We start from the raw sequence: 13,353 nt of genomic DNA, 5'->3' as shown, positions 1-13,353 counted from the left end.
TACTGTATTTATATACAGTTTTTCTTGACCCTCCATGTCCGCGACGCCGCCAAAAATCGGACTGCCCGCCTATGCGGAACTGTTCTGCCTGACGAACTTCTCCTTCCTCGAAGGCGCTTCGCATGCCGAGGAGTTGGCGGCGCGCGCCGTGCAACTGGACTACGAGGCGCTGGCGATCACCGACGAGTGCTCGCTGGCCGGCGTAGTACGCGCTCACGGTGAGGCAAAGCGGGCGGGCCTCAAGCAACTGCTGATCGGCAGTTTTTTCCACTTGAAGAATCCGGACGGCAGCCCGGCGCTGTCGCTGGTCGCCATCGCGCAGAACCGCAATGGCTACGGCAATCTGTCGGAAATGATCACCGTGGGACGCACGCGCGCCGATAAAGGTACATATCTGCTGCATCCCGACGATTTTGCCAATCCAGCGCCGGAGCACGCCCACCTGAAAGGCATGCCGGACTGCTTGCTGATCCTGTTGCCTGCCTATCCCGCCCAGGAAGCGCAGGAGGTCGACCGTCTGCATGCGCAGGCGGCGTGGATGGCGTCCACTTTCCCCGGCCGCTGCTGGATCGGCTTGACCCTGCTGCAGCGCGCCTTCGATGAAACGCACCGCACCGGTGTCGAGGAGGTGGCGCTGCAGCATGGCTTGCCGGTGGTCGCGGCGGGCCATGTCTGCATGCACGTGCGTTCGCGCAAGCCGCTGCACGATACGCTGAATGCGATCCGTCTGGGCAAGCCGGTGGGGGAGTGCGGCTATGAGCTGGGACAGAACGCCGAGCAGCGCCTGCGTTCGCGTTTTCGTCTGGCGAACGTTTATCCGGCACAAGCGCTGGCCGAAACCATACGCATCGCGCAGCAGTGCGAGTTTTCGCTCGATGAGCTGCGCTATGAATATCCCGATGAGCTGATCCCGTCCGGCTATACGGCCACCAGCTATCTGCGCCAGGAGACCTATGCCGGGGTGAAGGTCCGCTATCCCGATGGCTTGCCGCAAAAGGTGAAAGAACAGATTGAGCATGAGCTGGACCTGATCGCCAAGCTGGAGTACGAACATTACTTCCTCACCGTGTACGACATCGTGCGCTATGCGCGTTCGATCAATATCCTGTGCCAGGGACGTGGTTCGGCGGCCAATTCGGCCGTCTGCTTCTGCCTGGGGATTACCGAAGTCGATCCTTCGCGCAGCAAGCTGCTGGTCGAGCGCTTCATTTCGCTGGAGCGCGCAGAGCCGCCTGATATCGACGTCGATTTCGAGCATCAGCGGCGCGAGGAAGTGATCCAGTACATCTACAAAAAATACGGCCGCCACCGCGCCGCGCTGGCCGCCACCGTGATCTGCTACCGGCCCCGCAGCGCACTGCGCGACAGCGGCAAGGCGCTCGGCGTCGATTTGGATATCGTGGAAAAAGTGGCGAAGGCGCACCGCTGGTTCGACAGCAAGCACGATCTGCTGGCGCGCTTGGCTGAATGCGGCCTCGATCCGGAATCGCTGCTGGCGCGGCAATGGGCGTCGATGGCCGAGAAGCTGCTCAAGTTTCCGCGCCATCTGTCGCAGCATGTGGGTGGTTTCGTCATCGCCCGCGACAAGCTTTCGCGTCTGGTGCCGATCGAGAACGCGACCATGGAAGACCGCAGCGTCATCCAATGGGACAAGGACGATCTGGAAGAACTGGGCCTGCTCAAAGTCGATGTGCTGGCGCTGGGCATGCTATCGGCCTTGCACCGCGCTTTCGATCTGATCGGTCAGCGGCGCGGTTGCGAGTTCCGCATGCAGGACGTGCCGAAAGAAGACGAGGCCACCTACGACATGATGTGCGAGGCCGACACCATGGGCGTGTTCCAGATCGAGTCGCGCGCGCAAATGAGCATGCTGCCACGTTTGCGCCCACGCGAGTTCTATGATCTGGTGGTGGAGGTGGCGCTGGTGCGCCCGGGGCCGATCCAGGGCGGTATGGTGCATCCGTATCTGCAGCGGCGCATGGACAAAAGTAAGATTGATTATCCGCCAGGACTGGAAGAGGCGTTAGGGCGTACCTTGGGTGTGCCGATCTTCCAGGAGCAGGTGATGCAGGTGGCGGTTATCGCCGCCGGTTTCAAGCCGGGGGAGGCCGATCAGCTGCGGCGCGATATGGCGGCATGGAAGCGCAAGGGCGATGTGAAGAAATACGAGGAACGCATTGTCGCCGGGATGGTGGAGCGTGGTTATGGCGAGGAATTCGCCAAGCGTATTTGCCTGCAGATTCAAGGTTTTGGCGAATATGGCTTTCCCGAATCGCATGCGGCCAGCTTTGCGCTGTTGACGTATGTGAGTTCATGGGTCAAGTGCCATGAGCCAGCTGTCTTCCTGTGCGCGTTATTGAACAGCCAGCCGTTGGGCTTCTACCAGCCCTCGCAGCTGGTACAGGATGCGAAGCGCCATGGGGTGGAAGTGCGGCCGGTTGATCTGATCGTCAGCGATTGGGACTCTACATTGGAGGAGCAGGAAGGCAGCCGCGCGCGCCGTGCAGACCAGCCTGCGGTGCGGCTGGGCTTTTCCATGTTGCGCGGCATGCGCCCCGAAGCGGCGGCGCGCATCGTGGCGGCGCGCGCGCAGCGTCCCTTTGCCAGCGTGGCGGACCTGGCGCGGCGCGCCGATCTGGATCGTCATGATTTGCAGATACTGGCTGGCGGTAACGCTTTGCACGGCCTCGCAGGCCACCGCCGCCAGGCGCTGTGGGACGCTGTGGGTGCTGTGCCGGATAAGGATTTGCTGCGCCCCACAGTGCCACAGGAAGCCGCGCCGGTACTGACGGCGCCCAGCGAGGGCGAGGACATCATCGGCGACTATCGCGCTCAAGGACTGACCCTGCGCCGCCATCCCGTCGCGCTGATTCGCCCGCAACTGCACGCCAAACGCTTCCTGCCCGCCGAAGTGCTGAACACTTTTACCGACGGCCAGCTCGCCCGCGCCTGCGGCATTGTCACCGTGCGCCAGCGTCCCGGCACGGCCAAGGGTGTTCTCTTCATCACCATTGAAGACGAAACGGGCAATGTGAATGTCATCATCTGGCCCGCCCTGCTGGAAAAGCAGCGCGCCGAAGTACTGACTGCGCCGCTGTTGGGCGTCTATGGCGTCTGGCAGCAACAAGGCATCGTGCGCCATCTGGTCGCCAAGCGCCTGGTCGACATGTCGCACCTGATCGGCCGCCTTCCCACCATCAGCCGCGATTTCTGCTGAGCGCCTGTATTGATCCTGCAAATTATTGACTCAGTTGAAAAGCGCATTATTGTGCTCTCCTGTATGATTGCAAGGATTGTAACGAGTGACTGATTTAATGATGCGTTTTTCTGTTGGTCTGATTTGCCTTCCCCTGATTTTGAGCGGCTGCTCGCGCGATGAGGCGCCTGCGGCGCCTGTGCCGCAGGCCACTGCCAGCGCTGATGCGGCGGCTGCCGCTTCAGCGCCGCTGCCTGCACCGGCCGCTGTGGATGAAAAGGTGCTGCTGCCGCAGCTGATGCAGGCGGTCTTCGCGGACGCTTATCGTCCCGCCAGCAAGGATGCGCTGGCCGAATTGCCTGAACCGGATGAGCGCAGCGTGCGCAGTCTGCATCTGATTACGCCGACCGGAGCCAAAGTGCTGGAGAACGGTCTCGCCGCGCTGGTGGTGAATGGCGAGATGGCCGATGAGCAGGGTGTCACCAGCACGGCCCACGTCACGCCAGGCCGTTTGAGCGTCTATCTGCTGCGCCAGGAGCAGGGCAAGTGGGTGGTGCAGCGCCGCCACGAGAATGTGGCCGAACTGGGGTCGATGGGCCAGTCGGGTTCCGCGCAATGGGTTACGCTGGCGCCGGGCAAGCCTGGCCTGGCCATGCTGCATGGCGGGACGTGGCAGGGTTACAGCATCCGCTTCCTTTCCCTGTTCGATCTGAGCGACGAGAATATGCGCCATATGCTGGGCGAGCAGGTTGAATCGGACAGCGAGGGCGCTTGCGGTCCCGAGACTTCCGAGTGCTGGCGGGTGGATGGCAACTGGCGCATTGCCGCTCCCGCCGATGGGCAGCGCTATGGCGATGTGCTGATCGACTTTTCCGGCGAACGCGAAGCCCTGCCGCAAGGCGTGGAAGGCGGCAAGCGCGTGAAGCGCGCAGTCAAGGGTAGCGCGCGCTATAGCTACCGCGACGGCGCCTACAAATTGGTGGACGGCGCCAATCTGGTGCCCGGCGTTTAAGGAGTGCGGATGAAGCTGCGTTTTGCCCAAGCCGCCGATGCGGATGCGATCAGCGCCCTGGTCATCGACTTGCTGCCTTTTCTCACCATCAGCGGCGACGCCAGCGGCGCGGATAACTTCCTCGCCACGATCCGTCCCGAGGCCATCGCGCGCAATCTGGCCGACGCCAACTTCCGCTATCAGCTGGCGGAACGGGATGGCGCCCTGGTTGGCGTGGTCGCCCTGCGCGGCAATTCGCATCTGTACAACCTGTACGTGGCGCGCCAGTGCCATGGCCAGGGTCTGGGCCGCCTGTTGTGGGAAGCGGGACGCGACGATGCGCTGGCGCGCGGCAACCCCGGCAGCTTCACGCTGAATTCCTCCATCTACGGCCTGCCCATGTATGAGCGCCTGGGATTCCAGTCCGAAGGCCCAGTGATGGAAAAGGATGGCTTGCGCTACCAGCCCATGCGTCTTAGCCTCGGCTCCAGCCAATAAGGCCATCTTCTTACGGCGCTTGAAAGCGCTTCAAGCGCCAGACCACTTATCGCAGGCTCCCAGCCTTGGCAGAATCATTTGCCTGATTCATAGCCAAGGAGCATCCCGTGTCAAACCAAACCACCTCGCGCCGCCGCTTCCTCGCTCAAGCCGGCACTGGCGCCACGCTGCTGGCAGCCGGCGCCGCGCTGTCCGGCACGCCAACTGCCGCAGTCGCCGCATCGCCCACGCTGGCGGGCGGCTTCTGGCCCGATGGCGCGCGCCTCGTCATCTCGATCTCGATGCAGTTTGAGGCGGGCGGCCAGCCGCCGAAAGGCGCCGACAGCCCTTTCCCCAAAGCCGACTTCCCCGCTTCGATGAAATCCGACCCGGCCGCGAATACATGGTTTGCCTATGGCTACCGCGAAGGCGTGCCGCGCATGCTGGACCTGTGGGACAAGCATGGCGTCAAAGTCACCTCGCATATGATCGGCGAGGCGGTGCGGAAGAACCCCAAGCTGGCGCGCGAGATCGTGGCGCGCGGCCACGAGGCGTCCGGCCACGGCCCGCGCTGGAGTTCGCAATTCCAGATGAGCCGCGGCGAAGAGAAAGCCTTCCTGCAGGCGGCGCGCGATATGGTGGAGGAGGGCAGCGGACAGCGTCCGCAAGGGTATAACTGCAACTGGCTGCGGCGCGGCCCGAATACCCTGTCGCTGCTGCAGGAAATGGGCTTCCTCTATCACATCGATGATCTGAGCCGCGACGAACCCTTCATCGAGCAGGTCAACGGCAAGGACTTCGTGGTCGTGCCCTACACCCTGCGCAATAACGACATCCTCCTGATCGAAGGCCGCAACTACACGCCGCAGCAGTTCCGCGAGCAGATCACGGCCGATTTCGACCAGCTCTATGAGGAAGCGGGCACGCGCCGCCGCATGATGTCGATCAGCGCCCATGATCGCATCAGCGGCACGCCGCAGATGGTGCGCGCCTGGGACCAGTTCCTGGCCTATGCCAGGAGCAAGCCGGGCGTGGTCTTCATGCGCAAGGACGATATCGCGCGCTATGCCCTGAATAGCCCGCTCACCCTGCGCGAAAGCGAAACCATTTAAGAGGGCGAAAAAAGGGGCGCGTCCCTTGCTATGCGCGCCCCAAACCCACAGGAAAATACGGTCTTAGCGCAGATTGTCGCCGCTATAAGTGGTGCCGTAATAGGTATGCACCTCGGCCGCCCAGGTCTGGTTCGCCATATCGGGCCAGTTGTCCTTGTCGAAACCGGGCGCGCTCTCGATGCGCTCCTTGTCGATATTCAGGGTCAGGCGCTTGTTGGCGGCATCGAGGGTCAGCGCCTCCCAGGGCACGGCGAACAGCTTCTCGCCGATGGTCAGCACGCCGCCGCTGGCCATCACCACATAGGCCACATGCCCGCTTTGCATATCGAGCATGATTTCCTTGACTGTCCCCAGATGCTCGTTCTTCAAATTATGGATATGGTCGCCGATCAGCGTATCGGCCCCCATCAGGCGTGGACCGGGGCCGGTATGGCCGGTATCCACATAATTACCATAAGCGTCGCGTTCGGTGCTCATTCTCGCCTCCTGTTGCGTGTTGAAATAATGCTATTTTCCACGCTGGCGGCGGGCGCTTCTGTTCGGACGCGCACATTGGCAATCTTGGCAGTTTGCCCAGCAAAGAACGCGGTTGGCGGATTTTTTCGGGGCGTTGTGATGAAGAAGCGGCCAGTTTGAGCTATAATTTCAATTTCCCGCATGTGCCGTTCGGCACCCGATCTCGCAATGACCAAATTTGTCTTCGTCACCGGTGGCGTTGTGTCTTCCCTTGGTAAAGGGATTGCCGCCGCCTCCCTCGCCGCGATCCTCGAATCGCGCGGCCTCAAAGTCACCATGCTCAAGCTCGACCCGTACATCAACGTCGATCCGGGTACCATGAGCCCCATGCAGCATGGTGAAGTGTTCGTTACCGACGACGGCGCCGAAACCGACCTCGATCTCGGCCACTACGAGCGCTTCATCACCACCCGCATGCGCAAGGTGAACAACTTCACCACCGGCCAGATTTACGAATCCGTGATCCGCAAGGAACGCCGTGGCGAATACCTGGGCAAGACCGTGCAGGTGATCCCGCACATCACCAATGAAATCCAGGACTACATCCGTCGTGGCGCGGAAGGCTACGACGTGGCGCTGTGCGAAATCGGCGGCACCGTGGGCGATATCGAATCGCTGCCATTCCTGGAAGCGGCGCGTCAACTGAGCCTGCGCGCCGGCCGCAAGAACGCCGCCTTCGTGCACCTGACCCTGGTGCCGTACATCGCGTCGGCTGGCGAGCTGAAAACCAAACCGACCCAGCACTCGGTGCAGAAACTGCGCGAAATCGGCATCTCGCCAAACGCGCTGCTGTGCCGCGCCGACCGCGCCATTCCGGAAGACGAACGCGCCAAGATCTCCTTGTTCTCGAACATCGAAGAACGCGGCGTGATCTCGGTATGGGACGTGGACACCATCTACAAAGTGCCGCAGATGCTGCACGACCAAGGCCTGGACGCGATCATCTGCGAAGCGCTGGACTTGACCCCGGCGCCGGCCGACCTGTCCGTGTGGAGCAAGCTGATTCACACGCTGGAGCACCCGAAAGCGGAAGTGTCGATCGGCATGGTCGGCAAGTACGTGGAGCTGACCGAGTCGTACAAGTCGCTGACTGAAGCGCTGCGCCACGCCGGCATCCACACCGAGAGCCGCGTCAACATCGAATACATCGACTCCGAAGAGATCGAGACCAAGGGCTGCGCGGATCTGGCCAAATTTGACGCCATCCTCGTGCCGGGCGGCTTCGGCAAGCGCGGCGTGGAAGGCAAGATCATGGCCGCCCAATTCGCCCGCGAAAACAAGATCCCTTACCTGGGCATCTGCCTGGGCATGCAAGTGGCGCTGATCGAATACGCGCGCCACAAGGCCGGCCTCACCAACGCCAACTCCACCGAGTTCGAGCCGAACACCGACCAGCCGGTCGTGGCCCTGATCGACGAATGGCAGAACCGCGACGGCAAGGTCGAGAAGCGCGACGAGAACTCCGACCTGGGCGGCACCATGCGCCTGGGCGCGCAAGCCTGCGCCGTGAAACCGGGCACCCTGGCCGCCGAAATCTACGGCAGCGTGGTGACCGAACGCCACCGCCACCGCTATGAGGCGAATAACCACTATCTGGGCCGCGTGGAAGAAGCGGGCCTGATTGTGGCCGCGCGCACCCCGACCGAAGACCTGTGCGAAATCATGGAACTGCCGCGCAGCGGCGACAATGCCCACCCATGGTATGTGGGCGTGCAGTACCACCCTGAATTCAAATCCACCCCGCGCGACGGCCATCCGCTGTTTACGTCCTATATCAAGGCGGCGCTGGCGCACAAGGCGGCCGGCGGCAACGCCCGTCTGCACGCCGTGGGTGATCTGCAAGGAGACGCAGCATGAAACTGTGTGGCTTCGAGATCGGTCTCGATCAGCCGTTTTTCCTGATCGCCGGCACCTGCGTGATCGAATCGCGCCAGATGGCCTTCGACACGGCCGGCGCGCTGAAGGAAATGACGACTGAACTGGGCATCCCCTTCATCTACAAATCGTCCTTCGACAAGGCCAACCGCTCCTCCGGCACTTCCTACCGCGGTCCCGGCATGGACAAGGGCCTGGAAATCCTGGGCGACGTCAAGCGCGAGCTGGGCGTGCCGGTGCTGACCGACGTGCACTCGATCGAAGAAATCGCCGCCGTCTCCTCCGTGGTCGACGTGCTGCAAACCCCGGCTTTCCTGTGCCGCCAGACCGATTTCATCAACGCTTGCGCCGAATCGGGCAAGCCGGTGAACATCAAGAAGGGCCAGTTCCTGGCCCCCGGCGACATGAAGAACGTGATCGAGAAAGCCCGCGCCGCCGCGCGCGCCAAGGGTCTGAACGAAGACAACTTCATGGCCTGCGAACGCGGCGCCTCCTTCGGCTACAACAACCTGGTGTCCGATATGCGCTCGCTGGCGATCATGCGCGACACCGGCGCGCCGGTCGTGTTCGACGCCACCCACTCGGTGCAGCTGCCGGGCGGGAACGGCACTTCCTCGGGCGGCATGCGCGAGATGGTGCCGGTGCTGTCGCGCGCCGCGGTGGCGGTGGGCGTGGCCGGTCTGTTCATGGAAACCCACCCGACGCCGGCCACCGCGCTGTCGGACGGTCCCAACGCCGTGCCGCTGGGCCGCATGAAGGAATTGCTGTCCGTGCTGATCGAATTGGACCGCGTCACCAAGAAAGCCGGTTTCCTCGAAAACGGCTTTAACTGATCTGTCATAAGGGCGGGCCTCGCGTTCCATACGCCAGGCCCGCTTCCACATCTGGCGGTCCTCTGTTACCCTTGCAGCAATTTTGGCGTGTGAACAGGCAGACAATGCCGGCACGCAGACCAGTTTCGCTTAACTTTGGAGAATTACATGAGTGCTATCGTTGATATTATCGGCCGCGAAATCATCGACTCGCGCGGCAATCCCACCGTGGAATGCGACGTGCTGCTGGAATCGGGCGTGATGGGCCGCGCGGCGGTGCCGTCGGGCGCCTCCACCGGTTCGCGCGAAGCCATCGAGCTGCGCGACGGCGATCCGAAGCGCTACTTCGGCAAGGGCGTGCTGCAAGCCTGCGAGAACATCAACACCGAAATCTCGGAAGCGATCATGGGCCTGGACGCCAATGAGCAAGCCTTCCTGGACCGCACCCTGATCGATCTGGACGGCACCGAAAACAAATCGCGCCTGGGCGCGAACGCGATGCTGGCCGTGTCCATGGCCGTGGCCAAGGCCGCCGCCGAAGAAGCCGGCCTGCCGTTGTACCGCTACTTCGGCGGTTCGGGCGCCATGCAGATGCCGGTGCCGATGATGAACGTCATCAACGGCGGCGCGCACGCCGACAACAACCTGGACATCCAGGAATTCATGATCATTCCAGTGGGCGCGCCGACCTTCAAGGAAGCCATGCGTTATGGCGCCGAAGTGTTCCACACCCTGAAAAAGATCCTGCATAAAAAAGGCCTGACCACCGCCGTAGGCGATGAAGGAGGCTTTGCTCCTTCCGTGGCCAGCCACGAAGAAGCCATCAAGCTGATCATCCAGGCGATCGAAGAAGCCGGCTACGAGCCAGGCACCCAGATCGCCCTGGGCCTGGACTGCGCCGCTTCCGAGTTCCACAAGGACGGCAAATACGTGCTGGAAGGCGAGGGCATGAGCCTGACCGCCGCCGAATTCACCAACCTGCTGGCCACCTGGTGCGACAAGTATCCGATCATCTCGATCGAAGACGCCATGGCCGAAGGCGACTGGGAAGGCTGGGCCACCCTGACCGAAGCGCTGGGCAAGAAAGTGCAGCTGGTGGGCGACGACCTGTTCGTGACCAACACCAAGATCCTGAAAGAAGGCATCCAGAAAGGCATCGCCAACTCGATCCTGATCAAGATCAACCAGATCGGCACCCTGACCGAAACCTTCGCCGCCATCGAAATGGCCAAGCGCGCCGGCTACACCGCCGTGATCTCGCACCGTTCCGGTGAAACCGAAGATTCGACCATTGCCGACATCGCCGTCGGTCTGAACGCACTGCAGATCAAGACCGGCTCCATGTCCCGCTCCGACCGCATGGCCAAGTACAACCAGCTGCTGCGCATCGAAGAAGATCTGGGCGACATCGCCTCCTACCCAGGCCGTGACGCCTTCTACAACCTGAAGTAATAGCAAGACCCTGCGGCCGGAAGCGATTCCGGCCGCGGTATTAGAACATCCATGCGCCTGATCACCCTGTCCCTCGCCTTATTGCTCGTGCTGATCCAGTACCCCCTGTGGCTGGGCAAAGGCGGCTGGCTGCGCGTCGGCGAACTCGAAGAGCAGGTCGCCGCGGCCCACAAGAAAAACGACGAACTGGAACGCCGCAACGCCAAGCTCGACTCCGAAGTGCGCGACCTCAAGGATGGCACCGGCGCCGTCGAAGAACGCGCCCGCTACGAGCTCAGCATGATCAAGCAAAACGAGATCTACGTGCAGATCCTCGGCAAAGGCCAAACCCGTCCCGCCCCCGACGCCGCCAACCCCACCCCCTGATTTGACTTTCATCAAACAATGTCCAACCCTGGTGTCAGGCACTGGAGTCGGACATTCTTTGATTTTGCGCAAACAATGTCCGACCGTGGTGCCTCGGCGGCCCCGCCTGACACCACGGTTGGACATTGTTTGTGATACATCAAAGCGATGCCATCTTGCGAATGAGAATCATTCTTGATAAGATGACGTCTTTGCCAGCCATTCCGCCGTTGTAACGCGCCTGTCGCGCCGGGTTGAGGAGCCAGCTTTCTACTGACCTCTTTTCCCTGGAACGATATGCCTGCTTTCCCTCGTCCGCACCGTTTGGCGGTGCTGCTGCTGACCGCTTTCAGCCCTGTGGCGCTGGCCCAGACCGCTGCTCCCGCTTCCCAATTGGGCGAAATCCTCGTCACCGCCAAGCGCGATGAGGCGGCATCGGCCCGTACCGGCACCAATACCAAGCTTACCGCTGAGGACCTGACCAAGCGTGCCGTCACCGATATGGCGGGCATGGCGCGCTATGAGCCTTTGATCAGCGTGCCGTTGGCCGCCAGCGGCTCGGGCAATATCTGGGATGGCGCCGGCAATACCGGCTTCAATATCCGCGGCGTCGAGGGCAACCGCGTCAGCCTGGATCTGGATGGCATCGCGCTGCCGGATGCGGCGCCGAAGCCCGATGCGACCACGCTGGGCAGCTTCGGCATCGGCCGCGATTATTTCGATCCTGAGACCTTCCGCGAAGTGCGCATCGGCTCCGGTACCTCGGCGGCCGGTGCCGGCACGCCGGGCCTGGGCGGCTCCGTCTCCTTCGTCACCAAGTCGCCGGAAGACTTTGTGAGCGCGCAGCGTCCCACCTACGCCGAATACAAATTCGGCTATACCGGCGTGGACAAGGCCAAGATGCACGCGCTGACCGGCGCCGTGCAGTCGGGCGCGGTGAAGGCGATGGCATTGTACGTCCACCGCAAGGGCGAACAGCAGCGCAGCGAAGGCGATGTGGCGCAGAATCCGGACGACTGGTCGTCCGACGCACTGCTGGCGAAATTCAGCTGGACGCCGCTGGCCGGCCACAAGCTGGGCTTCACCTTCGACGGCTACCGCAACGAGCATGAGCGCCGCTTCATCAATAAGCTCAGCACCAACTATCCGCAAGGCGCGCTGCAAACCTCGAAGACCCGCCGCAACCGTCTGAGCGCCGACCATGAGATGCGCGGCCGCAGCTGGTTCGACACGCTGGAAAGCCGCATCTATGTGCAGGATTCGAAGGTGGACGATCACACCAACGCGCGCTATACCTTCGGCTCGCCGGCCGATCGCAGCATCGATACGGGCTACTACAACAAGAGCGTCGGCCTGGCCAGCAATGCAAGCAAGCAGCTCAACGCCCAGCTGCTGCTGAACTATGGCCTGAGCTTCGAAAATACCGAGAGCCGCCGCCCATGGCGCGAAGACCGCACCATCCTCGCCACCGGCGCGCACCAGATCACCAGGAAGAACCGCATGGCCGATGTGGACACGCGCAAGCTGGCCGCCTATGTGCGCGCCGAGTTGGGCTTTGAGCTGGGCGGCTACAAGAGCGCGCTGACCCCTGGCCTGCGCGCCGAGCATCAGCAGATGAAGCCGAAGAATCTGCAGAATTACGCGATCGCCGTGCCCAACGCCGCCAAGGAGCTGGGCAAGCAAGACTACAGCTATCTGACGCCGAGCCTGAACCTGAGCGTCTACCTGAAACCGGAACTGAGCGTCTACCTGCAATACCATCGCGGCACGCGCATTCCGACCGCTATCGAGCAAACCGGCACCTTCGACTCCTTCAGCTATACCGGTGCAGGCCAGGGCTACGCGGTGCTGGGCAACAGCAATCTGAAAAAAGAAACGAGCGACGCCTTTGAACTGGGCCTGAAGGGCGAGGCGGCCAAGGGCGTGCAGCTGAGCGCATCCGTGTTCAACACGCGCTACAAGAACTTCATCGAGTATGCGCCGCAGGCGGATGATCCGGTTAACTACCCAACGCTGACCTCTGGCCTGTACCGTCCGGAGAACATGGGCAAGGCGCGCACCTGGGGCGCGGAAGCCTCGGTACGCCTGGACCTGGGCGCCTTCTCGGCGCCGCTGAACGGCTTCAGCGTGGATCTGGCGGCCGGTGTCGCCAAGGGCCGCTCGCAGGATAAGGAAACCGGCAAGAAGTCGGACCTGGCCTCGGCCCTGCCGGCCAAATTCACCACCACGCTGGCCTGGGATGATCCCGCCAAGCGCGGCGGCGCGGCCCTGAGCGCGGTGCATGCGCGTGGCCGCCAGGCCGAATCGAGCATCACCGACCCGCGCAGCGGCAAGATCCTGCAGATGTTCGACGTGCCGGCATCGACGGTGCTGGACCTGACCGGCTACTGGAATATCGGCAAGAACGCCACCATCAACGCCGGCATCTACAACCTGGGCGACCGCAAATACTGGGACTACGCCCAGGCGCGTGCCCTGGCGGCGAGCGCCAAGGCCGATATCGAACGCTATGCGCGCCCAGGCCGCACGGCTGCTGTAAGTTTCAAGCTGATGTACTAATCCACCCAAGGAGAGTGA

At 62.4% G+C, this 13,353-nt stretch carries 10 protein-coding genes; 9 read left to right on the top strand and 1 reads right to left on the bottom strand.

Annotated elements, in window-relative coordinates; translation table 11 throughout:
- Positions 1 to 34: 34 nt before the first annotated feature.
- From FHS03_RS03400 to FHS03_RS03385, 4 genes are all read left to right on the top strand, one after another.
- Complete coding sequence (locus FHS03_RS03400; RefSeq protein WP_183439632.1) at positions 35 to 3,217, top strand: error-prone DNA polymerase; 3,183 nt, start codon at positions 35 to 37, stop codon at positions 3,215 to 3,217.
- 97 nt (positions 3,218 to 3,314) lie between these two features.
- The gene (locus tag FHS03_RS03395) at positions 3,315 to 4,208 is read left to right on the top strand and encodes a hypothetical protein (protein WP_183439631.1); all 894 of its coding nucleotides are present in this window, start codon (positions 3,315 to 3,317) and stop codon (positions 4,206 to 4,208) included.
- A gap of 9 nt (positions 4,209 to 4,217) precedes the next feature.
- On the top strand, positions 4,218 to 4,685 hold the full coding sequence (locus FHS03_RS03390) for a GNAT family N-acetyltransferase (protein WP_183439630.1): 468 nt from the start codon (positions 4,218 to 4,220) through the stop codon (positions 4,683 to 4,685).
- Between the two features lie 170 nt (positions 4,686 to 4,855).
- Positions 4,856 to 5,776: a polysaccharide deacetylase family protein gene (locus FHS03_RS03385; RefSeq protein WP_371871598.1), complete on the top strand. Its 921-nt coding sequence runs from the start codon at positions 4,856 to 4,858 to the stop codon at positions 5,774 to 5,776.
- 63 nt (positions 5,777 to 5,839) lie between these two features.
- On the opposite strand, the gene FHS03_RS03380 is transcribed toward FHS03_RS03385, so the two are convergent.
- A complete protein-coding gene (locus FHS03_RS03380; RefSeq protein ID WP_183439629.1) occupies positions 5,840 to 6,253 on the bottom strand; it encodes a PRC-barrel domain-containing protein in 414 nt (137 codons plus the stop codon).
- A 207-nt stretch (positions 6,254 to 6,460) separates the two neighbouring features.
- Between FHS03_RS03380 and pyrG the strand changes: the two genes are divergently transcribed.
- The 5 genes from pyrG (at position 6,461) to FHS03_RS03355 (ending at position 13,335) form a co-directional block, all read left to right on the top strand.
- Positions 6,461 to 8,149, top strand: a complete 1,689-nt coding sequence (gene pyrG, locus FHS03_RS03375) for a CTP synthase (protein ID WP_183439628.1) — start codon at positions 6,461 to 6,463, stop codon at positions 8,147 to 8,149.
- Positions 8,146 to 9,000 (top strand): 3-deoxy-8-phosphooctulonate synthase, encoded by an 855-nt coding sequence (gene kdsA, locus FHS03_RS03370; RefSeq protein ID WP_183439627.1) that lies wholly within the window; start codon positions 8,146 to 8,148, stop codon positions 8,998 to 9,000. Before pyrG ends, kdsA begins: the two co-directional genes overlap by 4 nt.
- A gap of 147 nt (positions 9,001 to 9,147) precedes the next feature.
- Positions 9,148 to 10,431 (top strand): phosphopyruvate hydratase, encoded by a 1,284-nt coding sequence (eno, locus tag FHS03_RS03365; RefSeq protein ID WP_183439626.1) that lies wholly within the window; start codon positions 9,148 to 9,150, stop codon positions 10,429 to 10,431.
- Between the two features lie 51 nt (positions 10,432 to 10,482).
- A complete protein-coding gene (gene ftsB, locus FHS03_RS03360; RefSeq protein WP_176346748.1) occupies positions 10,483 to 10,797 on the top strand; it encodes a cell division protein FtsB in 315 nt (104 codons plus the stop codon).
- 276 nt (positions 10,798 to 11,073) lie between these two features.
- Positions 11,074 to 13,335, top strand: a complete 2,262-nt coding sequence (locus tag FHS03_RS03355) for a TonB-dependent receptor domain-containing protein (protein WP_183439625.1) — start codon at positions 11,074 to 11,076, stop codon at positions 13,333 to 13,335.
- The last annotated feature ends 18 nt before the right edge of the window (positions 13,336 to 13,353 follow it).

Origin of the sequence: Pseudoduganella violacea (assembly GCF_014191875.1) — a bacterium.
Lineage (GTDB): Bacteria > Pseudomonadota > Gammaproteobacteria > Burkholderiales > Burkholderiaceae_D > Rugamonas > Rugamonas violacea_A.
This window is presented reverse-complemented; position numbering and strand designations above follow the sequence as displayed.